Below are 26,095 nucleotides of genomic sequence, written 5' to 3'. Positions count from 1 at the left end.
CGCCACACCTGATGGCCGATCGCGGGCAAATTGCCCTTCTTTCGCCAGTGTCGGGTGTCACGTCCCCAGCGAGGGCGGTGACAACCGGGCGTTTCGCTGGCAAATTCGCCACCGGGACGTGATTCAAGGCAACCAGGAGAAGGACATGGCATTTTTTGCCAAAAGAAGGATTTTCGCGGGCGCCGCGGCGGTGGTGGCGATGCTTGGGCTGGCGACAGGCGCTGAAGCCGCGGCCAGCTGTGGCAAGAATGGCGCCGGCTTCGACGCCTGGAAGCAGGATTTTGCCGCCGAGGCCAGAGCCGAAGGCGTCGGCCAAAGGGGGCTTTCGGCGCTGGAGGGGGCGACCTACGCGACAAGGACGATTTCGGCCGATCGCGCCATCCACAAGGCTTTCAGCGGCTCGGTGGAGGCTTTCATGAAACGCCGCGGGGCGTCCGCGATCATCTCGAGAGGCCGCGCGCTGAAGAAGGCCAACGCGGCGATGTTCGCGAATATCGAGCGGACCTATGGCGTGCCGCCGGGCGTGCTGCTCGCCATCTGGGGCATGGAAACCGGCTTCGGCGCCTCGATGGGCAACCAGAACACGGTGTCGGCCATTCTGACGCTCGCCTATGACTGCCGCCGCCCGGACTATTTTACCCCGCATGCCATCGCGGCGCTGAAGCTCGTCGATCGCGGCGCGCTGAGCGCCTCCTCGGTCGGCGCCATGCATGGCGAGATCGGCCACACCCAGTTCCTGCCCGGAAATGTGCTGAAATATGGCGTCGGCAGCGGAAACCTGCGCGACCGCAACACGGCGCTGGCTTCCACCGCCAATTATCTCAAGGCGCATGGCTGGCATGCCGGCGCGAGCTATGAGGCCAATATGGGCGCGATCGCGGGCTGGAACTCGGCAAGCGTCTACCAGCAGGCCATCGCCCAAATAGCCGAGGCGATTGACGCGAACTGATCGAGATCGTCATTCCACGGAAAAGCTCGGCCACGCGCCGGGCTTTTTTGGCTTGGAGATTGGCGAAAACCGGGAAGTGGGAATCACTTCCCTCGGGGCCCTGGCGGAGATGTCGCCGCAGGCGACAGAGGGGTTCTTGCGCGTGAAGTGGCGACCTAACCTTCGTCATTCTAGGGCGGAGCAAGGAGCGAAGCGACGCGCGAAGACCCTAGAATCCATGCCGTGACATTGGCCGTAGACTGCTGCCGTCCAGAATAGCCGTTGGCGACAGCACCAGCTAAGATCGCAACATGACAGGCTATGTCTACATGACAGCAAGCCAGAAAGGCGGCACGATCTATATCGGTGTCACCAACGACCTCGCGCGTCGGATCCCGAGCACAAGACCGGCCAGGCTCGGCTTCGCCAGCCGTTACGGCGTGCAGCGTCTCGTCTGGTACAAGGAATTTTTCGACATCGCTGATGCCATCCAGCGTGAGACGCCATTGAAACGTTGGCCACGCCGATGGAAGGTTGAACTGATCGAGAAGAGCAATCCGGAGTGGTTCGAGCTCTTTCGCGGAATTGGCTGGTGAGCGTTCTGCACCGTGGCGGCGCTCAGGCGTCACGGCATGGATTCTAGGGTCTGCGCGCGTCGCTTCGCTCCTTGCTCCGCCCTAGAATGACGAAGAATCGGTGGGCGGGACAGCACCCCCTCTGCCCTGCCGGGCATCTCCCCCGCAAGGGGGGAGATCAGCAGCGTCAGCGACGGTTCCTTGCCGCCAGCGTCCTCAGCCTCAATCCATTCAGTCGGATAAACCCTTCGGCATCCTTCTGGTCGTAGGCGCCGCGGTCATCCTCGAAGGTGACCAGCGCATCGGAATAGAGCGTCTTCTTCGACTTGCGGCCGGTGACGATGACATTGCCCTTGTAGAGCTTCAGCCGCACCGTGCCTTCGACGTCGTCCTGGCTCTTGTCGATCATCGCCTGCAGCATCACGCGCTCGGGCGAGAACCAGAAGCCGTTATAGATGAGCTCGGCATAGCGCGGCATGAGCTCGTCCTTGAGGTGGGCAGCACCCCGGTCGAGCGTGATCGATTCGATCGCCCGGTGGGCGGCGATCAGGATGGTGCCGCCGGGCGTCTCGTAGACGCCGCGCGACTTCATGCCGACAAAACGGTTCTCGACCAGGTCGAGGCGGCCGATGCCGTTGTCGCGGCCAAGGTCGTTGAGCGCCGCCAGCATGGTGGCCGGCGACAGCTTCTTGCCGTTGAGCGCGACCGGATCGCCCTTGAGGAACTCGATCTCGATCTCGGTGACGACATCGGGCGCGTCCATCGGCGAGACGGTGCGCTGATGCACGAATTCCGGCGGCTCGCTCCACGGATCCTCCAGCACCTTGCCTTCGGAGGAGGAGTGCAGGAGGTTGGCGTCGACCGAGAAGGGCGCGTCGCCGCGCTTGTCCTTCGGCACCGGGATCTGGTGCTGCTCGGCGAAGTTGAGAAGGTCGGTGCGCGACTTGAACGACCAGTCGCGCCACGGCGCGATGACCTTGATGTCGGGGTTGAGCGCGTAAGCCGAAAGCTCGAAGCGGACCTGGTCGTTGCCCTTGCCGGTGGCGCCATGGGCAATGGCGTCGGCGCCGGTCTCCCTGGCGATCTCGACCAGATGCTTGGAGATCAGCGGCCGGGCGATCGAGGTGCCGAGCAGATAGGTGCCTTCATAGACGGTGTTGGCGCGGAACATCGGGAAGACGAAGTCGGCGACGAATTCCTCGCGCACGTCGACGATGCGGATGTCGTTGATGCCCATCATCTCGGCCTTGCGGCGCGCCGGCTCGAGCTCACCACCCTGGCCGAGATCGGCGGTGAAGGTGACGACTTCGGCGCCGAGCTCGGTCTGCAGCCATTTCAGGATGATCGAGGTGTCGAGGCCGCCGGAATAGGCGAGCACGACTTTCTTGACGTTCTTGGTTTTGGACATTTTTGGCGGTTCCGCGGGAAAATAACTTCGCGGGCGAGGTATCACGGCCTTTCCGGGCGGCGCAAGAGACGAACGGCCGCGTGCTATGGCTCAGAGGCTGCAGTTAGAAATCTTTGGACGTTTGCGCCGCCCCTCATCTGGCTGCCGCCATCTTCTCCCCGTGAACGGGGAGAAGGGGGCTGTCATCGTCGCTTTCGCCAATCTCCAACGTTGCAGGGATGCGCCAAGGTTGCGGCCGGCCTCTTTCTTCCCGTAAACGGGGAGAAATGCCCGGCACGGCAATGAGGGGCGGCGCCGACATCAACGATTGCCTGAAGAAAGCGTCCTGGAGGCTGGTTGTTGCCAATGCTGGACCAGAGGCTGCGCCGACCAGTCGCTGGCATCGGCAAGGCAGCTGCGTTATAGAAACCAGTCTTCCCGCAGGGGCTTCCCCATGTCCTTCATTCCCGACACTTCGACGCTGATCCAGTTCGCCATTGCCACGGTGATCCTGGCGATCACGCCGGGGCCGGACATGACGCTGTTCGTGTCGCGCACGCTGAGCCAGGGCCGCGCCACCGGCTTTGCCTCCATGGTCGGCGCGCTCTGCGGCACACTGATCCACACCACCCTGGTGGTCGTCGGCATCTCGGCGCTGATCGTCGCTTCGCCGATGGCCTTCTTCATCTTGAAGATTTTTGGCGCCGGCTATCTGGTGTTCCTGGCTTTTCAGGCGATCGCCAAGGGCTCGGCTTTTTCGCCGGTGAAGAAAACCGGACCGCAGGTCTCGTTGTTCCGCAGCTGGGCGGCCGGGCTCGGGGTCAACCTGCTCAACCCCAAGATCATCCTGTTCTTCATGACCTTTCTGCCGCAATTCGTCTCCGCGCACGATCCGAATGCGTCCGGAAAGTTGTTCTTCCTCGGCGTGATGTTCATCGTGCTGTCGATCCCGGTGACGGCGCCGATGGTGCTGGCGGCGGAGAAGTTCTCGGCGGCGATGAAGGCAAGCCCGCGGGTGACGCGTGTGGTCGACTACCTGTTCGGCGGCGTGTTCTCGGCCTTCGCGCTCAAGATCCTGACCGCGCAGGCGAAGTAGGCTTCCATCGCCCCTCCGGCGCTGTTTCAGAGAAAAGTCCTTGACCTGGAGTTACTCCAGGACGGTAGCCTGGTCTGCACAGTGTAAACCAAGGGCAAGGCATGCGGATTTCAGAGGCTGCGTCCACCAGCGGACTCAGTATCGATACCATCCGATACTATGAAAAGGCGGGGCTGCTTCCGCCGGTCGAACGCGGAAGAGATGGCAAGCGTCGCTTTTCGGCGGTGGACGTCGATTGGCTCGTCCTGCTGTCGTCCCTGCGCGACACCGGCATGCGGATGGAAACGATGCGGTACTTTGCGTGCCTCTACCAAAGGGGCAACGAAACGATCCCAGAGCGAAGGCGAATTCTTCTGGGCCACTCCGAACAGCTCGACAAGCAACGCGTGGTCCTGGACCGTTGTGCCGAAATCCTTGCGCACAAGCTGAAGCGGTATGACGAGATCGCGGCGTCGTGAGGATTGTCGTTGTCGGTGCCGAGGGCGACATCGGCAAAGCCGTGTGCGCCGAGCTGGAAAGTCGCCACGAGATCATCAGGGCAGGGCGCTCCAGCGGCGATATCCGGGTCGACATGGCGAACCGCGCATCGGTCGATGCCATGTATGCAAGTTGCGGCAAAGTGGATGCCGTCGTTTCGACAGCAGGCGACGTTCATTTCAGCCCGTTGCACGATTATACGGAAGAGAGTTTCATGCTCGGCCTCAGGAACAAGGTGCTGGGGCAGGTCAATCTGGTCCTGGCGGGACTTGATATCGTCAACGAGGCGGGATCCTTCACCTTGACGAGCGGCGTGCTGGACCGCGATCCAATCCGAACGGGGGCGGCGGCTGCGACGGCGAATGGCGCTCTTGGCGGCTTCGTCGTCGGCGCGGCAATCGAAATGCCGCGTGGTCTGCGCATCAACGTGGTGAGCCCGGGGCTTCTGGACGTTTCCGCGCCGCGCTATGGAGAATGGTTTCCCGGCCACGAACCCGTTTCTTCGAAACGGGTCGGTCTTGCCTACGCGAAGAGCGTCGAGGGAGCCATCACCGGAAAGGTGATCGTTATCGGATAGGCTGCTCCGGCATGCGCCAGTGAGTGTTCCGGCGGGCTGGCCGGCACGTTCCCACGCTTAAGCCAGCGGATCAAGCAACGGCTCGCGCCGCCAGCTTCCGGCCCAGCGGCCGGCGGAGATCCAGTAGAAGATGCCACCGACCATGCCGGCGCCGATCACGGCGAATCTGGCGTTGGTTTCGGTGACGTCGAAATTGGCGTCGCCCACATTAGGCACGAAGCCGAGGAAAACGACGGCGATGACGGCGCCGCCGAGCGCGTAGAACAGCCAGTCGCGCCGGCCGAGCACCTCGGCGATCAAAATGACGACCGCCGCCGGCATGAAGGCGAAATAGGCGACGAACAGCGCCACGAAAGGCACCGAGAAATAGAGCGACGCGGTGGCCGTCGGCTGCGGATCGGCCGGGGTGTAGCCCAGATGCGCCAGGACCAGGATGTTGAGGAAGGCGCTCGCCGCCAGCGAGCCGACGACATAGCCGATCAGGATGACGGCGAAGCGAATGATGTAGGCGACGAGGCGCCTCACGCCTCGCCGTGCCCTGCGATCATCATGGCTTCGAGCGCCAGCCGGTCGACCTTGCGCATGCGCTCGGATTCCGACTTCAGCTGGCCGCAGGCGGCGAGGATGTCGCGGCCGCGCGGGGTGCGGATCGGCGAAGCATAGCCGGCATTGTTTATGTAGTCGGCAAACTTCTCGATCGTCTCCCAGTCCGAGCACTGGTAGTTGGTGCCGGGCCAGGGATTGAACGGGATCAGGTTGATCTTGGCAGGAATGCCCTTCAAGAGCTTCACCAGCGCCTTGGCGTCGTCGAGGGAATCGTTGACATCCTTCAGCATCACATATTCGAAGGTGATGCGCTTGGCGTTGGAGAGGCCGGGATAGGCCTTGCAGGCGGCGATCAGCTCCTTCAACGGGAACTTCTTGTTGATCGGCACCAGCAGGTCACGCAGATCGTCATTGGTGGCGTGCAGCGAGATCGCCAACATCACGCCGATCTCCTCGCCGGTGCGGAAGATTTCCGGCACCACGCCGGAGGTAGACAGCGTGATCCGCCGCTTCGACAGCGAAAGCCCGTCGCCATCGGAGGCGATCAGCAGCGCCTTCTTCACCGCCTCGAAATTGTAGAGCGGCTCGCCCATGCCCATCATGACGATGTTGGACACCTTGCGGCCCTCGGCCGGCACGATGGCGCCGTCCGGCGTGTCGCGGTCGGGGAAATCGCCGAGGCGGTCGCGCGCGGTGAGCAATTGCGCCAGGATCTCCTCGGCGGTGAGGTTGCGCACCAGCTTCTGCGTGCCGGTGTGGCAGAAGGAGCAGGTCAGCGTGCAGCCGACCTGCGAGGAGATGCAGAGCGTGCCGCGGCCTTCCTCGGGAATGTAGACCGTCTCGATCTCGACCGGACGGCCGGCGCCGCGCGGCGGAAAGCGGAACAGCCATTTGCGCGTGCCGTCGGCAGAGATCTGCTCCTCGACGATCTCGGGCCGGGCGACGGTGAAATGCTTGTCGAGCGCGGCGCGCAGGTCCTTGGAGATGTTGAACATATGCGCGAAGTCGGAAACGCCGCGCACATACATCCAGTGCCAGAGCTGCTGGGCGCGCATTTTTGCCTGGCGCTCGGGCACGATGCCGGCGTCGACAAGCGCCTCGCCGAGCTCGGCGCGGGTCAGGCCGATCAGCGACGGCTTCTCGGCCGGTGCTGCGCGGCGCAAGGCATCACGGGCGCCTTCGGCGGTAAGATCAAGCGAAACGGTCATGGTGGCGCCAATATAAGCGATTTGCGGCCGATTTCAGCATCGGCCGCCAGGAAGCGCGGCGCATAGCACAGCTCGGCGCCGGAGTCATGCGCCCCGCTTTCCTTCTCCCGCTAGCGGGAGAAGGAGGGGCCGCGACTGGCGATGGCCCTCAAAAACCGATCACATCTTCGTGTTGGCGTAATCAATCGAAACGCGTGCGCGAACCTGAAAGGGGCGACCATGCCCCTCTACAATGGGAGTTGTTCAATGCACTCGATCAAGTTCGCGCTCATTGCCGGCCTCGCCGGTCTTTGCGCCTCGCAAGCCTTTGCCGAGGACACGATGGGCGCCATGACGATGATGAAGGGAGGGCAGGTCACCGCGATCATGCCGGACGGCCACATGGGCACCATGATGCCGGACGCCAAGATGAGCGCCGACATGATGAAGATGGCCAAACCGATCAAGCATTGCATGATGATGATCACCGACGCCAAGGGCAAGGCCTACATGGTCGACACGTCGACCAAGAAGGCCCAGGCCGAATGTGAAAAAATGGCGATGTGACCTCGCCGATCCCGCGTGCCGACGTCCCCGCCGGCCGGTCGCCGGCGGGGCTATCCGTCATCCGGCAAGCCTTGTGCCGCGACCCATGAGCACCGTTCCTTGACCTGCATGGCATAGCCCCGGCCCTGCCCGCGCGGGGTTGATCGGCCGGGCGAGTATGCTAGGGCGGGTGACCATCAAGAGGACGGTCATGGCCGGCATATCGCGAAAATCCCGCATGCTGCGGCGTTCCCACGCCATGTGGATGTCGCGGCGCGTCTGGCAGCCGCGCCTCGTCTTCTGGGCCGGCGCCATCTCGATCGGCCTGATCAGCGTCCTGTTCGCTCTGCTCGCCGACCGGGCGCAAGCCCTGTTCCATGTCATGACGGGCAATGACGGCGGCTGGCGCTTCTACCTGCCGCTCGTCGTGACGCCGCTCGGTTTCGTCTTTTGCGCCTGGCTTGCGCATTCCTTCTTTCCGGGATCGCAAGGCAGCGGCATTCCGCAGGCGATCGCGGCGCGGCATCTGCGCGACGAGGACGATCGCAGCCATATCCTGTCGCTCAGGCTGGTGGTGGGCAAGATCGCGCTGACCATCGTCGGCCTCGCCTGCGGCGCCTCGATCGGGCGCGAGGGCCCGACAGTGCAGGTCGGCGCTTCGCTGATGCTGCAGGCGGCGCGCTGGGGCGGCATGGCGCAGGCGCGCGGCCTGATCCTGGCAGGCTCCGCCGCCGGCATCGCCGCCGCCTTCAATACGCCGCTTGCCGGCATCGTCTTCGCCATCGAGGAAATGGGCCGGGCCTACGAGGCGCGCACCAACGGGCTGGTGCTGACGGCGGTGATCCTGGCCGGCCTCGCCTCGCTCGGGCTGCTCGGCAACTACACCTATTTCGGCGTCGCCAGGGACACGGTCGCCTTCGCCACGGACTGGCCGCTGGTGCTCGCCTGCGGCATCATCGGCGGCGGTGTCGGCGCGCTGTTCTCGCTCTTGGCGCTGAAAGTCATGCGCCGCATCCGGCGCTGGAATGCGCTGCAGCCGCTGCCGCGCGCGCTGGTCGTGGCGGCTGTCTGCGGCCTGGCCGTCGCCGCGATCGGCATCGCCTCCGGGGGATCGACCTTCGGCACGGGCTACACGCAGGCGCGCGGCGCGATCGAAGGCACGCCGCTGCCGGCCTTCTTCTTCGTCGAGAAATTCGCCGCCGGCCTGCTGTCGATGGTATCGGGCATTCCCGGCGGCCTCTTCGCACCGTCGCTGGCGGTCGGAGCCGGCCTTGGCAGCACGCTCGGCCTGGTCTTCGGCACGGCCACGGGAACCGCGGCGCTGCTCGGCATGGCCGGCTATTTCGCCGGCGTCGTGCAGGCGCCGATGACGGCCTTCGTCATCATCCTGGAAATGACCGGCAACCACGACAATGTGATCGCGCTGATGTGCGCGTCGATGCTCGGCTACGGCACGGCGAGGCTGATCTCCAACGAACCGCTCTACCACGCGCTGTCGCGCGTCTTCATCGCCGAGGCGATCCGGCGGCGACGGGCGGAGATTCCGGCACAGGGCTGAGCGCCATCCCAAACAACAGGCCGGGCATGATGTCCGGCCTTGCGTCAGGTTCGAACGCGGTTCCCGCTTATTTGCACTTGGCGATCGAGGCCAGCGCGGCCGAGATGCCCTTCAGCGAGAAGACGTAGGAAGTGGGGTTGCCGCGGCCGGACTTGGCCTGCACCTTCATGTCGGAGCCCGTCTTCATGGCGGCAATAAGCACCGGCTCTTCCGCGGCGTTCTCGACCCAGGCCGACTTGCCGCGGGTGAACATCGAGAAGCTCTTCTTGTCGATGGTGACCGTGGCCTTCGAGCCTTCCTGGAAGTTGTAGCCGGCGATGAATTGAGGCTCGTAGGAGACCTGCTGTCCGGGCCGCTGGCTGACGAAGAAGAACATGTCGCCATGGTCGAGCGACGGGGGCTGCTTGTCGGTGGGCACGGTCAGCACATAGCAGACCTTGCCGGCGGCCGACTGATAGCTGTAGGTGCCCCAGGCGTTGTGCTGGCCGATCTTGGTTGCCTGCTGCGCCAACGCCGGCATCGCCGAGGCCGCCAGGACCAGGCTGGAAACTATAGCAATCAATCCGCGCATCGTTCTTCCCGTATTCCAAATGGTGCGGAGGCGGGCCGCGTGGCGTCCTGCCGTCGCTTCATTTTGATTTAATCAGGGTTACCAAACGGTGAATTGTCCTCGAAGAAAAGGAACCCACCCCAGGAAACCGCCACCATCCGCGCCGCCACTGTGGATTGATGCCGGCGCGACGTCCCGGCGCGGAGTTGGATGCCACGAAAACGGCAAGAGTTTGTCTTTTCGCCCGCGCCGATTGCGGGCCTGAAGCGAGCCGGGATCAGCTCTTGTCCGCCAGCGCCTTTTTGGCCGCCTGCCTGTGCGCAGGCGTGATGTGGGCGCTGACGGCCGTGATCGCCGCCGTCAGCACGGCAAGGTCGTCGGTGAAGCCGAGGCCGAAGATGAAGTCGGGGATGAAATCCACCGGCAGGACGAAATAGCCCAGCGCGGCGAGCAGGATACCCTTGGCGCGCAGCGGCGTGTCCCTGTCCATGGCGCAATAATAGGCGGCGACAACCTCGTCCATGAACGGAATCTGCCGCGCCGCCTTCTTGGCGGTGCGCCAGAATTTTTCGCGCACCTCGCCCTCGCCGGCGAGCTTGTCGCCGAAGCCGAAGAAGTCGAAACCGGTACCTTGCGCCATCAGTCGCTCCCTGGCCGCGCGTCCTCGCACGCCGGCCTGCGGCGACAGATGTGGTGAAAGCGGGGGGCTGCTGCAAGAGTTTGGGGGTGTGTCGAACTAAAAATCGAATTTGCAACAATAACCAACATGGCAATCGCCTCAGTGTTGATGGTTGGCCAAGGCACTCCTCCGATCGTTATCCACGGGCGGAGCAAGGAGCGAAGCGACGCGCGCAGACCCGAGGATCCATTCCGTGACATATGAGCGCTCACGGTGCGGAATCCTGCCCCGCTGCGCTCTTCGGCCAAGGTCACGGAATGGATCCTCGGGTCTGCGCTCCGCTTCGCGTCGCTCCGCCCGTGGATGACGAAGTTAGCTTCGGCCAATCGCGAATGTTCGCCGCTTTCTGCACCGCCGCGACGCTCGTAGGTCACGGAATGGATTCCAGGGTCTGCGCGCGTCGCTTCGCTCCTTGCTCCGCCCTGGAATGACCAAGTCCGCTCGCCCTCAGCCGAAATAGACGTTCATCCGCTTGGCGAGCTCGATGTCCAGCGCCGTGACGCCGCCTGCGTCATGCGTGTTCAGCGTCACGTCGACGGTCTTGTAGACATTCGACCAGTCCGGGTGATGGTCCATCTTTTCGGCCGCCAGCGCCACGCGCGTCATGAAGGCAAAGGCCTCGGAGAAATTCTTGAAGACGAAGCTGCGCTTGATGGAGGCGCCGTCGGCGGCGAGCGACCAGCCGTCAAGTTCCGCAAGCGCGGCGACGATCGCTTCCTTGTTGAGTTTTTCCCTGTTCATGTCCGGTCCCTGTGCTATTCGCAGATGATCCAACCATAGCGCCGGATCGATGAGCGCAAAGCCCATAAAATCCATTCTGTTCGTCTGCCTTGGCAACATCTGCCGCTCGCCATTAGAGCGCCGCGCGTCCTCCGGACGCGCAAAGGACGCTCTAACACTTTGAATCGGCGCATCGTGCTTTTCCGAAAATCGATTCCGATTTTCGCGCCGATGCGCTGGCCGAGGGCGTGTTCCGCGCCGTCCTGACCGAGCAAGGCAAGACCAGGGTCTGGTGATCGATTCGGCCGGGACGGGCGGCTGGCATGCCGGCCAGGAGCCGGACCGGCGCTCGATCGCGGTGGCGGCAAGGGCACGGCGTCGACACTTCAGGGCAGCGGGCGCGCAAGGTGCTGCAGGAGGATTTTTCGCGTTTCGACCTGATCCTCGGCATGGACCGGGCGAATGTGCGCGACCTCAAGACGCTGGCCTCGCAGGCCGCGCGCTACCGCACCCATCTTTATCTGGATTCTGCCGCGGGAAAGGCCGTGGACGTTCCCGATCCCTATTGCGATGGCGCCGAGGCCTTCGCCTCGGTCTACCGCATGATCCGCGAGGCGTCGGATGCGCTGGCGAAGCGGCTCGGGGCCAGCGCTTCGCCGACCAGCGGCCAGGCTTCCTCGACGATGTAGGGGCCGCCACCGACCGAATCGCGCGACGACATCAGGACGAAGCGGCCGACGCGGAAGGGCAATGCCGCGAAATTGCCGCGCGCCGAAAGATATTGCGCGACATCGAGCGGGCTCCCATTGCGCAGGCGCGCCAGCGTCACATGCGGCGAAAACTTGCGTGGGTCGGCCGGCAGGCCGAGCCGCTGGCAGATGCGGTCGATCTCGCCCTGCAGCGCCGTCAGGTCGGGCGAGGCCGACACGCCGGCCCACACCGCATGCGGCTTCTTGCCGCCGAAGGCGCCGACGCCGGCGAGCGTGAGCTGGAAAGAGGGGCGGTCGACGCGGTCGAGGGCGTTGGCGATCTCATCGGCGACATGGCCCTCGACATCGCCGATGAAGCGCAGCGTCAGGTGGTAGTTTTCGACGTCGATCCAGCGCGCTCCGGGCAGCCCGCCCCGGAGCAGGGACAAAGAGAGAGCAGCATCACGCGGAATTTCGAGGGCGGTGAAAAGACGTGGCATGTGAAGCCTCCTGTCCTCGAATCGAAACTCTCGTTCCTAGCGAATCATCGATATTGGCGCGGGGCAAGCGGTTTGTTATCCACAAAGTTTTCCCCAGCGGAAAGCGTGGCATTACGGACTCATGATGGCCCCCCATTGTCGGCGATCGCCTTTTCCACCACAGGCAGGATGCGCTCGACCATGACGTCGACACCCCGCGGATTGGGGTGCAGGCCGTCTCCCAGCTGCAGGTCGGGGTGGCCGGCGACGCCGTCGAGGAAGAACGGATAGAGCGGAACGCCGTATCTTTCGGCCAGCCTCGGATAGATGGCGTCGAAGACCTTCTGGTAGTCGGCGCCGAGATTGGGCGCGGCGCGCATGCCGGCGAGAAGCGCCGGGATGTTGCGCTGCTTCAGCTTGCCCAGCATCGCGTCGAGGTTCTTTTCGGCGATCTCGGGCGAGACGCCGCGCAGCATGTCGTTGGCGCCGAGCTCGAGGATCACCAGCCTTGTGCCGTCCGGCACCGACCAGTCGAGCCGCGCCAGCCCGCCGCTCGAGGTGTCGCCCGACACGCCGGCATTGGCGACGGCGACGTCGAGGCCCTTTGCCTTCAGGGCCGCCTGCAGCCTGTCGGTGAAACCCTGGCCGGGTCCAAGGCTGTAGCCAGCCATCAGGCTGTCGCCGAAGCCGACTATGGTGAAGGTTGCGGCGCGCGCCGGCGAGATGGCGGCGCAAAGGCCGAGGAAAAGGATGAGGGCTGCGGCAAAACGGTGTTTGAAAGCCATGCGGCGAGCCCCATATGACCGGAACAATCCAAGGGAGGAGACAGCGGCCGTCTCCTTTTTTCACATATAGGGCGCTTTCATTGTGACAGAAGCCGTCATCGCGCTGAGGGACATATCGCTGAGGCTCGGCGAGGGCGCGTCATCCGTCCATGTGCTGCAGGGCGTGAGCCTCGACGTGGCGGCCGGCGAAGCGACCGGCATTGTCGGTCCGTCGGGCTCGGGAAAGTCCACCCTGCTGATGGTCCTTGCCGGCCTGGAAAGGGTCGATTCGGGCACAGTCCGGATCGCCGGCGAGCTGATCAATGACAAAAGCGAGGATCAGATTGCTTCGTTTCGGGGGCGAAACATCGGTATCGTCTTCCAGTCCTTCCATCTCATCCCCAATATGACGGCGCTGGAAAATGTCGCCGTGCCGCTCGAGCTTGCCGGCCATTCCGATCCGTTCGGCGTGGCCGCGCGCGAGCTCGCGGCCGTCGGCCTGAGCGACCGCGTGACGCACTATCCGGGCGAGCTTTCCGGCGGCGAGCAGCAGCGCGTGGCGATTGCACGGGCGCTGGCACCGTCGCCGCGCATTCTTATCGCCGACGAACCGACCGGCAATCTCGACCAGGTGACGGGAAAGCAGATCGCCGATCTCCTGTTCGCCAAGGCGGCGGAGCGCGGCATGACGCTGGTGCTGGTGACGCATGATCCCGCGCTGGCCGGGCGTTGCGCGCGCCAGGTGTCGATGCGTTCGGGGCGGATCGAGGATGCGCCGTTGCTCAAAGTGACGGCATAGAGGCATGGCGGCCTCCCGGCTTCGAACCCTGAAGCTCGCCATCCGCTTCTCGCTGCGCGAGATGCGCGGCGGCCTGTCCGGCTTCATGATCTTCCTGGCCTGCATCGCGCTGGGCGTCGCGGCGATCGGCGGCGTCAATTCGGTGGCGCAGGCGATCTCGGCCGGCGTCGCCAATCAGGGCCAGACGCTGCTCGGCGGCGATTTGCGCTTCCAGGTCAACCAGCGCAGCGCTTCGGATGCGGAGCTCGGCTTCATCAAGGGCCTCGGCGCGGTCTCGTTCAATTCCGGCATGCGCTCGATGGCACGGCTGGAGGACGGCTCGGACCAGGCGCTGGTCGAGGCGAAGGCCGTGGACGACGCCTACCCGCTCTTCGGCGCCCTGGAAACCGATCCGGCGCTGCCGAAGGAGCAGTTGTTCGGCGAAAGATCCGGCGTGTTCGGCGCCGCCGCGCCCGACCTGTTGTTCGACCGGCTCAACCTCCACATCGGCGACAGGCTGAAGCTCGGCGGCGCCGTTTTCGAACTGCGGGCGAGGCTGGTCAGCGAGCCCGATGCGGTCTCGGACGGTTTCGGCTTCGCGCCGCGGCTGATGATTTCGCGCCAGGGCCTTGCGGCATCCGGCCTTGTGCAGCTCGGCAGCCTGGTCGAGAACGCATATAAGGTGCGGCTGCCCGAGGGGACGTCCGAGGCGCGGATCAAGGATATCCAGGCTCAAGCCGCGAAGGATTTCCCGCAGGCCGGCTGGTCGATCCGCACACGCAGCAACGCCGCCCCCGCGCTCTCCGCCAATATCGAGCGCTTCTCGCAGTTCCTGACGCTCGTCGGGCTGACGGCGCTGGTGGTCGGCGGCGTCGGCGTGGCCAACGCCGTGCGCGCCTATCTCGACGGCAAACGCGGCGTCATCGCCACCTTCAAGAGCCTCGGCGCCTCGGGCGGCTTCGTCTTCACCGTCTATCTGGTGCAGATCCTGTTGATCGCGGGCCTCGGCATCGTGCTCGGTCTTATCGTCGGCGCCGCGATGCCGTTCGTGGCGAGCGCGCTGCTGCAGTCGGTCATCCCCGTGCCGGCGCAAGGCGGCTTCTATCCCGGCGCGCTTGCTCTTGCCGCGCTATTCGGCCTGCTGGTGACGCTGGCTTTCGCGCTCTTGCCGCTCGGCCGCGCCCGCGACGTGCCGGCAACCGCGTTGTTCCGCGAAATGGGCTTTGAAAGCCGGGGCCTGCCGCGCCTGCCCTATACGGGCGCGGCGCTCGCGATCGTGCTGGCGCTGGCGGCGTTGGCGATCCTTTCAGCCAACGACTACCGCATCGCCTCGATCTTCGTCGGCGCCACGGTCTTCGCCTTCCTGGTGCTGCGGCTGGTGGCGACGCTGGTGCAATGGGCCGCTAGGAAAAGTCCACGCGTGCGTTTCGTGTCGCTGCGGCTGGCGCTCGGCAACATCCACCGTCCCGGCGCGCTGACGCCCTCGGTGGTGCTGTCGCTCGGCCTCGGGCTGACGCTTCTCGTCACCTTGGCGCTGATCGATGGGAATCTCAGGCGGCAGATCTCCGGCAGCCTGCCCGAGCGGGCGCCGAACTTCTTCTTCGTCGACATCCAGAGCAGCGATGTCGATGCCTTCGCCAACCTTGTCGGCAAGGAGTCGCCGCGGGGAACGCTGGTCAAGGTGCCGATGCTGCGCGGCCGCATCATGGCGCTCAACGGCGTCGATGTCGACAAGGTGAAGATCCCGGCCGACGGCGCCTGGGTGCTGCGCGGCGACCGCGGCCTGACCTATGACGCGAGAAAGCCGGACAACGCGACGCTGACCGAAGGAGCGTGGTGGCCGCAGGATTATTCCGGCGAGCCGCTGGTGTCGTTTTCGGCCGAGGAGGGCAAGGCGATCGGGCTGAAGCTCGGCGACACCGTCACCGTCAACGTGCTCGGCCGCAATGTCGCGGCGAAGATCGCCAATTTCCGCCAGGTCGAGTGGGAGACGATGGGGATCAATTTCGTCATGGTGTTCTCGCCCAACACCTTTGCCGGGGCGCCGCATGGCTGGCTGGCGACACTGACCGACAAACAAGCCACCACGGCTGACGACGCAAGGCTGCTCAACGCCGTCACCCGCGCCTTTCCCGCGGTGACGACGGTGCGCGTCAAGGACGCGCTCGACATCGTCAACCGGCTGGTCGCGCAATTGGGCACGGCGATCCGCGCCGCGGCCGGCGTGGCGCTGATCGCCTCGGTGCTGGTGCTCTCCGGCGCTTTGGCCGCCGGCAACCGGGCGCGCATCCACGACGCGGTGGTGCTGAAGACGCTCGGCGCGACGCGCAGGACGCTGATTGCGGCCTTCTCCCTGGAATATATGCTGATCGGCCTTGCGACCGCGCTGTTCGCGCTCGTCGCCGGCGGCATCGCCGCCTGGTTCGTGGTCGCGCATATCATGACGCTGCCGTCGCATTTCATGCCGGAAGTGGCGGTGGCGACGATCCTGGTTTCGCTGGCGGTCACCGTCGGCATCGGCCTTGCCGGCACCTGGCGGGTGCTCGGCCACAAGGCAGCGCCGGTGCTGCGCAACCTCTGACGGAGGGGCCGAGAGCCGCCCGCCCGGTTAAATCTTTGTAAGCCCGGTTAAACTTTTGTAAGAATGCCGCCCGAAAGACCCGAAAAGCGGCCTTTTGCCATCTCACGAAGCGTTGCGCCTCGTTACCGTCTTGTTCTTGACGTCGAGAACGCTCATATTTTGCGCAGGCATGCTGGAGCCCCGCCAGCGGCGCCTGGTCTCAAAAGACCTGTCACCGGACGGGGCAGAAGCAACAGAGGATTTCCAATGGCTGATCCCATTCGCAACTACCAGACGTCCGCCGCCCCCGGCGCGCGCGTCGATATTGATCAGGGCCTGCGCGCCTACATGATCAAAGTCTACAACCTCATGGGGCTTGGCCTTTTGATCACCGGCCTTGCCGCCTGGGGCGCCTTCCAGCTCGCCATCACCGGCGACGGCCAGCTGACCGCTTTCGGCCAGCTGATCTATGCAAGCGCGTTCCGCTGGGTCGTCATCCTGGCGCCGCTCGCCGCCGTGATGTTCCTGTCGTTCCGCATCCAGTCGATGAGCGTGGGCGCGGCGCAGGCCACGTTCTGGGTCTATGCCGGCCTTGTCGGCCTGTCGCTGTCGACGATCTTCCTCGTCTACACCGGCACCAGCATTACCCAGACCTTCTTCGCCACGGCCGCGGCCTTTGGCGGCCTGTCGCTCTACGGCTACACGACCAGGCGCGACCTGTCGGCGTTCGGCTCGTTCCTGATCATGGGCGTGATCGGCCTGCTGATCGCGATGCTGATCAACATCTTCCTGCAGTCGTCGGCGCTCGCTTTCGCTATCTCGGCGATCGGCGTGTTGGTGTTCGCGGGCCTGACCGCCTACGACACGCAGAAGATCAAGGAGATGTATTTCGAGGGTGACGTCGCTGACGTCGCCGGCCGCAAGGCGATCATGGGCGCGCTGCGCCTCTATCTCGACTTCATCAACCTGTTCATGTTCCTGCTGCAGTTCATGGGCGACCGCCGCTAGAGCAGTTCGCCGTTTCACGGAAACGGCGAACCACTCTATCTTCTTGTTTAACGCAATTCCGGACGGAAAACCGCGCACACTTTTCCTGGAATTGCTCTGAGGGCGGTTACCCTGGTTTCAGTGGACCATAGATTTGCGAAGGGCGGCCCAACGGCCGCCCTTTCTTTTCGCGCAGTCCTCTGCTGTTATCGAGGCAGCAAAGAGAACTGCACAAATTATGAGCACCATTGTCATCAGACCTGCCATCGCGGCCGACCTCGACCGAATCACCGAAATCTATGCCGATGCGGTCACGCACGGTACGGCAAGCTACGAGCTGGAGCCGCCGAGCCGCGCTGAAATGGGCAACCGATTCGACAACCTGGCGGCGGGCGGCTTTCCTTATCTGGTGGTGGAGAAGGACGGCATCGTGCTTGGCTATGCCTATGCCGGGCCGTTCCGGCCGCGCCCCGCCTACCGATTCGTCATCGAGGATTCGGTCTATGTCGCGCCGGAGGCCAAGGGGCAGGGCGTGGGCTTGCTGCTGATGCGTGCGCTGATCGAGGCGGCGCGCGCGGCGGGCTTCCGCCAGATCATCGCGGTCATCGGCGACGGCCACGCGGACAGTGCCTCGGTGCGGCTGCACGAGAAGCTCGGCTTCCGCCATTCCGGGCGCCTGGAAGGATCCGGCTACAAGCATGGACGCTGGCTGGACACGGTGTTCATGCAGCTTTCGCTGAATGGCGGCGCGGAATTGCCGCCCGATCCGGATTCGCTGCCGGAGCGAAGGTTTCGGGGGATGGGGAATTGAGGAATTGGAGAACTGGGGAATTGGAGAATTGGAAAGGCATTCAGGGCCGATTTAGCCGCCTTCTTCCTTTTCTCCAGTTCCTCAATTCTTCAGTTCTCCAGTTCCTCTTCTTTCCGGATCACGCCTCGACAACCTTAAGCTTGGCATCGAAGACACCAAGCACGCGGCCGAGTTCCTGGCCGCGCTTGAGGATGCGGCCGCCGGCGGCGATGACGGCGAAAGCGCCTTGCCGGCGCGCCAGCCTGGGGTCCTTGACGATCTGGAACAGCGGCACTTCGCTGGCCCGGCGGAAGACGGAAAAGACAGCGCGATCAGTGAGATGGTCGATCGCGTAGTCGCGCCATTCATTGGCCGCAACCATGCGTCCGTAAAGCCTCAGGATCTGGTCGAGCTCGCGCCGGTCGAATCGCACCGGCTGGTCGAGGCGTGCGTTGCGCGCCTCGTGCAACGGGATCAATATTCCGGATGCTTCCCCATCCTCCGTCCCGCCGCTGTGATCGGTCATGCCTCGATCCTTCGATTGAATCATGCGCCGGCCAAGGTTCGCGCTTTCATAAGGGAATTGCAAGGGCGCGATGGAATTGCAGGCCGGCCGAACACGCGCAGGGTCGCGCGTTTTCCCAAACGTCCAGTCACGTTTGCGAAACACATGTTGGAATTGGTGATGCTCCGCCACATTCTCGCCACAAATAATCCGCGCTCATGCCCCAATGTCCGACGAATTTACGGTCGTTGCCTGAGACGGTTCGGTCCGGCACCGGCTCGTAAACCCCAAGCCCCCCGCCCACGGGTCAGCGTCGGATCGAACCAACCTCGGTTTTTCCTTGGAAAAATCAGGTGCGACGATCCCAAAACCTGAATGACCGGCGTCAGAAGCAAGCTGACGCCGGTTTTTTATTGCTCGGCAGAACTCTCCCTTCTCCCCTTGTGGGAGAAGGTGGCCGCGAAGCGGCCGGATGAGGGGTGCTCCAGGGAACGCCAACGTCTCACTCTGCTGGAACACCCCTCATCCGTCTCGGCGCTGCGCGCCGATCCACCTTCTCCCACAAGGGGAGAAGGGGTTTATGGCTTGCGGATGAAGGCGGCGCCGAGGATCGGTCCCGGCATGCCGTCCTTGCCGACCGACTGCAGCAGCACCGCGCAGCCGCCCTTCTTGGCGATCTCGGTCATCGGCAGTTCGTAGCGCTGCGCCTTGCCGTGCCACATGCCGGCGGTCTGGATGTCGGAAACGGCGTTCCAGTAGGTCAGGCTGCGGCCGCTGTTCTCGCCCTGGCCGATCTTCACCATCTGCGGCGGATCGAAATAGACGATCACCACATGGGCGTCGGTCGGGCCGTTGCCGGCATCGCCCGCGTCGATCATGACGCGGTCGCTGGTGCGGCTCACCTTGATGCCGACCCGCATGCCCTCGCCGGTCCGGTCCATCCGGGCCAAGGCGCCGTCGACATCCTTGCGGCTGGCACCGTTGACGTGGCTGCGCCCATTGATGACCGCTTGCGGCGTGTAGACCGAGCGGCTGCCGAAGGCGCGCATATAGTCATATTGGCGCTCGGTGTTCTCCTTGGTGCTCAGCGTGTCCTGCCAGCCGAGATAGTCCCAGTAATTGACGTGGTAGGCGAGCGCGATGATGTCGTCCTTGCCGGCGAGCTCGGCGAAGAGCTCGTCGGCCGGCGGACAGGAACTGCAGCCTTGGCTGGTGAACAATTCGACCACGCCCAGGGGCTTGTCGATTTCGGCGTTGTCGGTCCGCGGCTTATCCATCACGGCCTTTCCGGGCTCGGCTGCAAGGGCCACGCCGCCCAACGCCATGAGGGCCAGCGCCAGTGCCGCAAGCCGCAATCGTCCTTGAATTGCCATGACTTTCCAATTCCCGCCGGTGACGCCGACCTTGTTCTGATTGCTAAAATGTGTGGCAGAAGCGCCAGTCAACGGGAAGTCACGTTGCGGTGAAATTTTTGCTGTTGCAGCCGCAGGCAAGCGCGCAATAGGAGGGGCGGTTGCATTTCAAGGCGCGGTTCGATTCGGGGGCAGCATCCTCACCATGTGGCAAACTCTCCTGACGCCTGTCGATCTCTATTGCGAACGGACGGGGCCTGGACTTTGGGCGGAGCCGGCCAATGCTTTGACCAACCTGGCGTTCATTGCCGCGGGACTGTGGGGCGTCTGGCAGGTGCAGCGCTACAAGACCGGTACCTTCGCCGAAGTGCTGGCCTGGTGGGTGGTGGCGATCGGCATCGGCTCGACCCTGTTCCATACCTTCGCCAGCAAAGGCACGATCTGGGCCGATATCCTGCCGATCGCCGGCTTCACGCTGGCCTACACGCTGTTCAACCTGCGGCGCTTTCTCGGCATGGAGTGGGGCAAGGCGATCCTCGTCTTCGTCGCCTTCTATGTCGTCGCCGGCCTGATTGCCTTTGCCGTGCCGGACTGGCTGCGCCAGGCTTCGAACGGCACGACGAACTACCTGCCGCCTTTCCTGGCGCTCGCCTTCTTCGGGGCGTGGGTGGCGGCCACCGGCAACCGGGCCGGCTGGTACAATCTGACCGGATCGGCGATCTTCGTCGTCTCGGCGATCTGCCGCATGATCGATCCGCTGGTCTGTCCCAGCTTCCCGCTCGGCACGCATTTCCTCTGGCACGTCTTCAACGGGCTGATGCTGGCCGTGCTGCTGGCGGCGACGGCGCGGTTTGGGAAAGGTAGGGAGTAGGGGAGTAGGGGAGTAGGGGAAGCAGATCGAGCGGGCAACCTGCCCTACTCCCCTATTCCCTTACTCCCCTACTCCCTTGCAGCTGTTAAGCAGCGAGATCGCGCAGCACGTATTGCAAGATGCCGCCGTTCTTGAAGTAGTCGAGCTCGTCCAGCGTATCGATGCGGCAGACGATCGGCACGTTCTTCACCGTGCCGTCGCCGAAGGTCACCTTGGCGACCATCTTCTGGCGCGGCTTGATCGTGTCCAGGCCGTCGATCTCGACCAGCTCGTCGCCCTTCAAATTGAGGGAGGCCCATGAGGTGCCGTCCTCGAAGACGAACGGGATGACGCCCATGCCGACCAGGTTGGAGCGGTGGATGCGCTCGAAGGACTGGGCGATGACCGCGCGGACACCAAGGAGATTCGTTCCCTTGGCCGCCCAGTCGCGCGAGGAGCCGTTGCCGTATTCGACGCCGGCGAAGATCACCAGCGGCACGCCTTCCTGCTTGTATTCCATGGCGGCATCGTAGATCGACATCTCCTCCTTCGAAGGATAGTGGATCGTGTAGCCGCCTTCGCGGCCGTTCTCGCCCAGCATGTGGTTGCGGATGCGGATGTTGGCGAAGGTGCCGCGCATCATCACCTCATGATTGCCGCGCCGCGTGCCGTACTGGTTGAAGTCGGCGACGCCGACACCATGCTCGGTGAGATACTTGCCGGCCGGCGAAGCGGCCTTGATCGAACCGGCCGGCGAGATGTGGTCGGTGGTGATCTTGTCGCCGAAGAGACCGAGCACGCGCGCGCCCTTGATGTCGCCGATCTTGCCGAAGGCGCGGCCCATGCCGGCGAAATAGGGCGGGTTCTGCACATAGGTCGAGTGGTCGTCCCAGGCGTAAGTCTGGCCTTCCGGCACCTTGACCTTCTGCCAATAGGCGTCGCCGTTGAAGACGTCGGCATATTTGCGGGCGAACAGCTCGCGGGTGACGTTCTTCTCGATGAACTCCTGGATCTCCGCCGATGTCGGCCAGATGTCCTTGAGATAGACCGGCTTGCCGTCGCTGCCTTCGCCGAGCGGCTCGGTCGTCAGATCCCTGGTCACCGTGCCGGCCAGCGCATGCGCGACTACCAGCGGCGGCGAGGCGAGGTAGTTCGCCTGCACGTCCGGCGAGACGCGGCCTTCGAAGTTGCGGTTGCCGGAAAGCACGGCTGCGGCGATCAGGCCCTTGTCGTTGATGGTCTTCGAGATCGGCGCCGGCAGCGGGCCGGAATTGCCGATGCAGGTGGTGCAGCCGAAGCCGACCAGGTTGAAACCGATCCGGTCGAGCTCCTTCTGCAGGCCGGACTTTTCGAGATATTCGGCCACCACCTGGCTGCCCGGTGCGAGCGAGGTTTTCACCCACGGCTTCTGCTTGAGGCCGCGCCGGTTGGCGTTGCGGGCCAAGAGGCCGGCGCCGATCAGCACGCTCGGGTTAGAGGTGTTGGTGCAGGACGTGATGGCGGCGATGACGACGTCGCCATGGCCGAGATCGTGATCGGTGCCCTCGACGGCGTAGCGCTTCGAGACCTCGGCGGCCTTCTTGTATTCGGTCTCCATCGCTTTGGCGAAGCCGGCGGGGATGTCCTGCAGGGCGACGCGGCCTTCCGGGCGCTTCGGGCCGGCCATCGACGGCACCACTTCGCCGAGGTCGAGTTCGAGCAGATCGGTGAAGACGGGGTCGGCCGAGCTGGCGTCACGCCACATGCCTTGCGCTTTCGAATAGGCCTCGACCAGCGCGATGCGGTTCTCCTCGCGGCCGGACATGGTCAGGTAGCGGATGGTTTCGGAGTCCACCGGGAAGAAGCCGCAGGTGGCGCCATATTCCGGCGCCATGTTGCCGATGGTGGCGCGGTCGGCCAGCGTCATGTTGGAGAGGCCGGGGCCGAAGAACTCGACGAATTTGCCGACGACGCCCTTCTTGCGCAGCATCTGGGTGACGGTGAGCACGAGATCGGTGGCGGTGACGCCTTCCTTGAGCCTGCCGGTGAGGCGGAAGCCGATGACCTCGGGCAAAAGCATGGAGACCGGCTGGCCGAGCATCGCGGCCTCGGCCTCGATGCCGCCGACGCCCCAGCCCAAAACGCCGAGGCCGTTGATCATGGTGGTGTGCGAATCGGTGCCGACGCAGGTGTCGGGATAGGCGACGGTCTCGCCGTCCTCGGCGTTGGTCCACACCACCTGTCCCAGATATTCGAGATTGACCTGGTGGCAGATGCCGGTGCCGGGCGGCACGACGCGGAAGTTGCGGAAGGCCTGCTGGCCCCATTTCAGGAACTTGTAGCGCTCCTCATTGCGCTCATATTCCAACTCGACATTGCGGGCGAAGGCCATCGGCGTGCCGAACTCGTCGACGATGACGGAGTGGTCGATGACGAGATCGACCGGCACCAGCGGATTGATCTTTTCCGGGTCGCCGCCGAGCGCCTTGATGCCGTCGCGCATGGCGGCGAGGTCGACGACGGCCGGGACGCCGGTGAAATCCTGCATCAGCACGCGGGCCGGGCGATAAGCGATCTCGACGCCGGCGGTGCCCTTGTCGGTCAGCCAGGCGGCGACCGCCTGGATCGATTCCCTGGTGACCGAGCGGCCATCCTCGTTGCGCAGCAGGTTCTCCAGCAGCACCTTCATCGAATAGGGCAGCCGGGCGATGCCGGTGAGGCCGTTCTTCTCGGCCTCAACGAGGTCGAAATAAACATAGTCCGCGCCACCTGCGGTCAGGGTGCGGCGGCAATTGAAACTGTCGAGGGATTTCGTCACGGCGATCCGTCCTTGTCTGTTCAGCCTGAAAGGGAACGGACGCCGTTGGCATGCAATCACGCGCAAAGGTGCGGGTACGGCCATTTCCGCTGTCCGCTCCCAAGCAACCCGAGCCGTTCAAGGCGGCGCGTGCGCTGGTTCGGCGCTAATTCTGATCCCGCGCCGACCGCTGGCACGGATGAACCGCATATAGAGAATTTCCCGGAATAGTTCTAGACAGGCGAAAGACGAATTTGCGTGAGGCGGCGAGCGCCGCGCTACGGTGCTTTCGGGACGGGCAAGAATGCGGCTGATCGCCGAAAATCTGGGCGGCGAGCGCGGCGGCGAGACGGTTTTCTCCAACGTCGGCTTCACGCTCGACAAGGGCGAGGCGCTCATCGTCACCGGGCCGAACGGCGCGGGCAAATCGACGCTGCTGAGAATCGTCGCCGGGCTGCTGCCGGCCGCCGGAGGCAAGGTGCTTGTCAAGGGCGGCGGCGAGGCTTTCCCGACGGTCGCCTCGGCTTCGCATTATCTCGGCCATCTCAACGCAATGAAGACGGCGCTCAGCGTCGAGGAGAATCTCGGCTTCTGGCGCGCCTTCCAGGGCGAGCCGGGGCTGGACGTCGAAGAGGCGCTGGAGACGGTGGCGCTCGGCGGTCTCGGGCATCTGCCCTTCGGCTATCTGTCGACGGGGCAGAGGCGACGCGCGTCGATCGCCAAGCTCCTGGTCAGCCGCCGGCCGGTCTGGCTGCTCGACGAGCCGACGGCGGGGTTGGACAAGGCCTCGGAGGAGCAGTTCGCGGGGCTGATGCGGGGACATCTGGCGGATGGAGGGATCGTGGTGGCGGCGACGCATCTGCCGTTGGGGCTAGAGGGGGCGCGCGAGCTGCAAATGAGGGTAGCCGGTTGACGTTAGCGCTAAGCCCCCCTCTCTGGCCTGCCGGCCATCTCCCCCTCAAGGGGGGAGATCAGCAGCTCAGGCGCCCCATTTGCCTTGCTACTCTGGAGATTGGCGAAAGCCGAGGCGACATCCAATCTCCCCCCTTGAGGGGGAGATGGCCGGCAGGCCAGAGAGGGGGGCCTGGGCGCAGGCATCCCAAATCATGCTAGCCCTCTTCCTCCGCGACATCCGCCTCTCGATCCGTGCCGGCGGCGGGGCGCTGATCGGCGTGATTTTTTTCCTCGCCGTCATCGTCACCATCCCGTTCGGCGTCGGTCCCGATCTCAACCTCCTGTCGCGCATCGGCCCGGCCATCCTTTGGATCGCTGCGCTGCTCGCCTGCCTGCTCGGGCTCGACCGGCTGTTCCAGGCCGACCGCGAGGACGGCTCGCTCGATCTCCTGGTGCTGAACGGCGACCGCCACATGCTGGCGCTGACGGTGCTGACGAAATGCCTCGCGCACTGGACGGGCAGCGTGCTGCCGCTGGTGGTCGCGGCGCCCCTGCTCGGCCTGTTCATGAATATGGAGCCGCTCGGCATCGGCGCCACGGCGCTCACATTGCTCGTCGGCACGCCGGCCATCACGTTTATCGGCGCGGCGGGTGCCGCGGTGGCGGTGGCGCTGCCGCGCGGCGGGTTGCTTATCTCGGTGCTGGTGCTGCCGCTCACCATCCCGGTTCTGATCTTCGGCGTTTCGGCAAGCTATGGCGCGGTGGCCGATCCGGCGCCGTTCCTGCAGCCTTTCCTCATTCTTGCCGCGCTGACGCTGTTTCTTGCGGTGCTCGGTCCACTGGCGGCGGCGCTGGCGTTGCGGCACGGAACGGATTGAGGCGACGAGGACGTTCCCTCACTGCGGCACCGCGGCAAATTGCGGAACTGCCAATACGAGATTAAGGGAAGGCATGATCGGAACGGTTGACATGGCCACGAGCAGGGAGCGGTCGCTATGAGCGCGCACGCCCTGTTCGTCACCGCTGCCTATGCCATCACCGCCGTCGTGCTGGCCGGACTGATCGGCTGGATCCTGCTCGACCAGCGGGCGCGCAGGCGTGAGCTTGCAGCGCTGGAAGCGGCCGGGGTGCGGCGGCGTTCCGACAAGGCCGTCAAGCCATGAGCCTCGAAAGCGAAGCTCCGGCACCGCGCCGCCGCCTGTTCGTGCTTCTGCCGCTCTTGGTGTTCCTGGGGCTGGCGGGGCTGTTCCTGTCGCAACTTCTGTCGGGCCGCGACGTTTCGGAAATCCCCTCGGCGCTGATCGGCCTGCCGGCGCCGCCGACCAGCCTGCCGCCGCTCGAAGGGACGAGCCTGCCGGGGCTCGAGTCGAAAGACTTTGCCGGCAAGGTGACGCTGGTCAACGTGTTCGCGTCCTGGTGCGCGCCGTGCCGCGAGGAGCATCCGGTGCTGCTCGGCCTGTCGCAGGACAAGCGCTTCACGCTTGCCGCGCTGAACTACAAGGACCAGCCGGAAAACGCCCGCCGCTTCCTTGGCGAGCTCGGCAATCCCTATCAGGCGATCGGCGCCGATCCGGCCGGGCGCGCGGCGATCGACTGGGGCGTCTATGGCGTGCCGGAGACCTTCGTCATCGGCAAGGACGGCAAGATTGCCTACAAGCATGTCGGGCCACTGACGCCCGACTCGGTGAGGGCGTTGCTGTTGCCGCAGATCGAGAAAGCACTGGCGGCGCCTGGTTAGCGGCGGAGCTGGGTCAAGGCCCCGCTTATGTCGTCATGTATGGACGGCCCCTTTTGGGCAAGAGGCAAAATGGCGGCGGCGGCGTAAGTCTGGAGCGGTCATGTATT

The 26,095-nt window shown here is 64.5% G+C and carries 28 protein-coding genes; 17 read left to right on the top strand and 11 right to left on the bottom strand.

What is annotated here, in order from left to right; translation table 11 throughout:
* Positions 1 to 145 precede the first annotated feature (145 nt).
* Both FJ425_RS23620 and FJ425_RS23615 read left to right on the top strand, forming a co-directional pair.
* Positions 146 to 949, top strand: coding sequence for a lytic transglycosylase domain-containing protein (locus FJ425_RS23620; protein WP_140634943.1), 804 nt, complete (start codon positions 146 to 148; stop codon positions 947 to 949).
* Positions 950 to 1,239: 290 nt separating this feature from the next.
* A complete protein-coding gene (locus tag FJ425_RS23615) occupies positions 1,240 to 1,524 on the top strand; it encodes a GIY-YIG nuclease family protein (RefSeq protein ID WP_140634941.1) in 285 nt (94 codons plus the stop codon).
* A 166-nt stretch (positions 1,525 to 1,690) separates the two neighbouring features.
* Here the strand turns inward: FJ425_RS23615 and FJ425_RS23610 are convergent, their stop codons facing one another.
* Positions 1,691 to 2,911, bottom strand: coding sequence for an argininosuccinate synthase (locus tag FJ425_RS23610; protein WP_140726423.1), 1,221 nt, complete (start codon positions 2,909 to 2,911; stop codon positions 1,691 to 1,693).
* Between the two features lie 433 nt (positions 2,912 to 3,344).
* On the opposite strand from FJ425_RS23610, the gene FJ425_RS23605 reads away from it, so the two are divergent.
* From FJ425_RS23605 to FJ425_RS23595, 3 genes are all read left to right on the top strand, one after another.
* On the top strand, positions 3,345 to 3,986 hold the full coding sequence (locus FJ425_RS23605) for a LysE family translocator (protein ID WP_140634937.1): 642 nt from the start codon (positions 3,345 to 3,347) through the stop codon (positions 3,984 to 3,986).
* Between the two features lie 101 nt (positions 3,987 to 4,087).
* Positions 4,088 to 4,444, top strand: a complete 357-nt coding sequence (locus FJ425_RS23600) for a MerR family transcriptional regulator (protein WP_140546501.1) — start codon at positions 4,088 to 4,090, stop codon at positions 4,442 to 4,444.
* Positions 4,441 to 5,040, top strand: a complete 600-nt coding sequence (locus tag FJ425_RS23595) for a short chain dehydrogenase (protein ID WP_140634935.1) — start codon at positions 4,441 to 4,443, stop codon at positions 5,038 to 5,040. Before FJ425_RS23600 ends, FJ425_RS23595 begins: the two co-directional genes overlap by 4 nt.
* A gap of 57 nt (positions 5,041 to 5,097) precedes the next feature.
* Here FJ425_RS23595 and FJ425_RS23590 read toward each other — a convergent pair whose 3' ends face one another.
* Both FJ425_RS23590 and rlmN read right to left on the bottom strand, forming a co-directional pair.
* Positions 5,098 to 5,565, bottom strand: a complete 468-nt coding sequence (locus FJ425_RS23590; protein WP_140726420.1) for a hypothetical protein — start codon at positions 5,563 to 5,565, stop codon at positions 5,098 to 5,100.
* Entirely contained in the window at positions 5,562 to 6,794 is a 1,233-nt protein-coding gene (rlmN, locus tag FJ425_RS23585) for a 23S rRNA (adenine(2503)-C(2))-methyltransferase RlmN (protein ID WP_140726417.1), read from the bottom strand. Before rlmN ends, FJ425_RS23590 begins: the two co-directional genes overlap by 4 nt.
* A gap of 246 nt (positions 6,795 to 7,040) precedes the next feature.
* Here rlmN and FJ425_RS23580 point away from each other — a divergent pair, with 246 nt between their 5' ends.
* Both FJ425_RS23580 and FJ425_RS23575 read left to right on the top strand, forming a co-directional pair.
* Positions 7,041 to 7,340: a hypothetical protein gene (locus FJ425_RS23580; protein WP_140634929.1), complete on the top strand. Its 300-nt coding sequence runs from the start codon at positions 7,041 to 7,043 to the stop codon at positions 7,338 to 7,340.
* A 190-nt stretch (positions 7,341 to 7,530) separates the two neighbouring features.
* Positions 7,531 to 8,877 (top strand): chloride channel protein, encoded by a 1,347-nt coding sequence (locus FJ425_RS23575; protein WP_140726414.1) that lies wholly within the window; start codon positions 7,531 to 7,533, stop codon positions 8,875 to 8,877.
* Positions 8,878 to 8,944: 67 nt separating this feature from the next.
* Here the strand turns inward: FJ425_RS23575 and FJ425_RS23570 are convergent, their stop codons facing one another.
* From FJ425_RS23570 to FJ425_RS23560, 3 genes are all read right to left on the bottom strand, one after another.
* Complete coding sequence (locus FJ425_RS23570) at positions 8,945 to 9,448, bottom strand: invasion associated locus B family protein (protein ID WP_140726411.1); 504 nt, start codon at positions 9,446 to 9,448, stop codon at positions 8,945 to 8,947.
* 256 nt (positions 9,449 to 9,704) lie between these two features.
* Positions 9,705 to 10,067, bottom strand: a complete 363-nt coding sequence (locus tag FJ425_RS23565; RefSeq protein ID WP_140726408.1) for a YkvA family protein — start codon at positions 10,065 to 10,067, stop codon at positions 9,705 to 9,707.
* A 486-nt stretch (positions 10,068 to 10,553) separates the two neighbouring features.
* Positions 10,554 to 10,847: a 4a-hydroxytetrahydrobiopterin dehydratase gene (locus tag FJ425_RS23560; RefSeq protein ID WP_095769998.1), complete on the bottom strand. Its 294-nt coding sequence runs from the start codon at positions 10,845 to 10,847 to the stop codon at positions 10,554 to 10,556.
* Positions 10,848 to 11,149: 302 nt separating this feature from the next.
* Between FJ425_RS23560 and FJ425_RS23550 the strand changes: the two genes are divergently transcribed.
* On the top strand, positions 11,150 to 11,515 hold the full coding sequence (locus FJ425_RS23550) for a low molecular weight phosphotyrosine protein phosphatase (RefSeq protein WP_348643164.1): 366 nt from the start codon (positions 11,150 to 11,152) through the stop codon (positions 11,513 to 11,515).
* On the opposite strand, the gene thpR is transcribed toward FJ425_RS23550, so the two are convergent.
* On the bottom strand, positions 11,422 to 12,015 hold the full coding sequence (gene thpR, locus FJ425_RS23545; protein WP_140546940.1) for an RNA 2',3'-cyclic phosphodiesterase: 594 nt from the start codon (positions 12,013 to 12,015) through the stop codon (positions 11,422 to 11,424). The genes FJ425_RS23550 and thpR overlap by 94 nt on opposite strands.
* Before the next feature lie 119 nt (positions 12,016 to 12,134).
* On the bottom strand, positions 12,135 to 12,779 hold the full coding sequence (locus tag FJ425_RS23540; RefSeq protein ID WP_140546941.1) for an arylesterase: 645 nt from the start codon (positions 12,777 to 12,779) through the stop codon (positions 12,135 to 12,137).
* Between the two features lie 82 nt (positions 12,780 to 12,861).
* Here FJ425_RS23540 and FJ425_RS23535 point away from each other — a divergent pair, with 82 nt between their 5' ends.
* The 4 genes from FJ425_RS23535 (at position 12,862) to FJ425_RS23520 (ending at position 17,894) form a co-directional block, all read left to right on the top strand.
* Entirely contained in the window at positions 12,862 to 13,557 is a 696-nt protein-coding gene (locus tag FJ425_RS23535) for an ABC transporter ATP-binding protein (RefSeq protein ID WP_140546942.1), read from the top strand.
* A 4-nt stretch (positions 13,558 to 13,561) separates the two neighbouring features.
* Positions 13,562 to 16,117, top strand: a complete 2,556-nt coding sequence (locus FJ425_RS23530) for an ABC transporter permease (protein ID WP_140726405.1) — start codon at positions 13,562 to 13,564, stop codon at positions 16,115 to 16,117.
* A gap of 246 nt (positions 16,118 to 16,363) precedes the next feature.
* On the top strand, positions 16,364 to 17,104 hold the full coding sequence (locus FJ425_RS23525) for a Bax inhibitor-1/YccA family protein (protein WP_140546944.1): 741 nt from the start codon (positions 16,364 to 16,366) through the stop codon (positions 17,102 to 17,104).
* Between the two features lie 217 nt (positions 17,105 to 17,321).
* Positions 17,322 to 17,894 (top strand): GNAT family N-acetyltransferase, encoded by a 573-nt coding sequence (locus FJ425_RS23520; protein ID WP_140634968.1) that lies wholly within the window; start codon positions 17,322 to 17,324, stop codon positions 17,892 to 17,894.
* A gap of 118 nt (positions 17,895 to 18,012) precedes the next feature.
* Here FJ425_RS23520 and FJ425_RS23515 read toward each other — a convergent pair whose 3' ends face one another.
* The gene (locus FJ425_RS23515; protein WP_140546946.1) at positions 18,013 to 18,399 is read right to left on the bottom strand and encodes a DUF2794 domain-containing protein; all 387 of its coding nucleotides are present in this window, start codon (positions 18,397 to 18,399) and stop codon (positions 18,013 to 18,015) included.
* A gap of 557 nt (positions 18,400 to 18,956) precedes the next feature.
* Entirely contained in the window at positions 18,957 to 19,751 is a 795-nt protein-coding gene (locus tag FJ425_RS23510) for a thioredoxin family protein (RefSeq protein WP_140726402.1), read from the bottom strand.
* A 184-nt stretch (positions 19,752 to 19,935) separates the two neighbouring features.
* Here FJ425_RS23510 and FJ425_RS23505 point away from each other — a divergent pair, with 184 nt between their 5' ends.
* Entirely contained in the window at positions 19,936 to 20,601 is a 666-nt protein-coding gene (locus FJ425_RS23505) for a ceramidase domain-containing protein (RefSeq protein WP_140726399.1), read from the top strand.
* A gap of 85 nt (positions 20,602 to 20,686) precedes the next feature.
* Here the strand turns inward: FJ425_RS23505 and acnA are convergent, their stop codons facing one another.
* Positions 20,687 to 23,377 carry an aconitate hydratase AcnA gene (acnA, locus tag FJ425_RS23500; RefSeq protein WP_140726397.1) on the bottom strand — a complete coding sequence of 897 codons (2,691 nt, stop codon included), beginning with the start codon at positions 23,375 to 23,377 and terminating at the stop codon, positions 20,687 to 20,689.
* A gap of 283 nt (positions 23,378 to 23,660) precedes the next feature.
* Here acnA and ccmA point away from each other — a divergent pair, with 283 nt between their 5' ends.
* From ccmA to FJ425_RS23475, 4 genes are all read left to right on the top strand, one after another.
* A complete protein-coding gene (ccmA, locus tag FJ425_RS23495; protein WP_140726394.1) occupies positions 23,661 to 24,269 on the top strand; it encodes a heme ABC exporter ATP-binding protein CcmA in 609 nt (202 codons plus the stop codon).
* Between the two features lie 193 nt (positions 24,270 to 24,462).
* Positions 24,463 to 25,128 carry a heme exporter protein CcmB gene (gene ccmB, locus FJ425_RS23485; RefSeq protein WP_140726388.1) on the top strand — a complete coding sequence of 222 codons (666 nt, stop codon included), beginning with the start codon at positions 24,463 to 24,465 and terminating at the stop codon, positions 25,126 to 25,128.
* A gap of 117 nt (positions 25,129 to 25,245) precedes the next feature.
* Positions 25,246 to 25,413 carry a heme exporter protein CcmD gene (gene ccmD / locus FJ425_RS23480; protein ID WP_140700683.1) on the top strand — a complete coding sequence of 56 codons (168 nt, stop codon included), beginning with the start codon at positions 25,246 to 25,248 and terminating at the stop codon, positions 25,411 to 25,413.
* Positions 25,410 to 25,988, top strand: a complete 579-nt coding sequence (locus FJ425_RS23475) for a DsbE family thiol:disulfide interchange protein (RefSeq protein ID WP_140726385.1) — start codon at positions 25,410 to 25,412, stop codon at positions 25,986 to 25,988. The genes ccmD and FJ425_RS23475 overlap by 4 nt, the downstream gene beginning before the upstream one ends.
* The last annotated feature ends 107 nt before the right edge of the window (positions 25,989 to 26,095 follow it).

It is taken from the genome of Mesorhizobium sp. B2-7-2, assembly GCF_006440775.1.
Lineage (GTDB): Bacteria > Pseudomonadota > Alphaproteobacteria > Rhizobiales > Rhizobiaceae > Mesorhizobium.
This window is presented reverse-complemented; position numbering and strand designations above follow the sequence as displayed.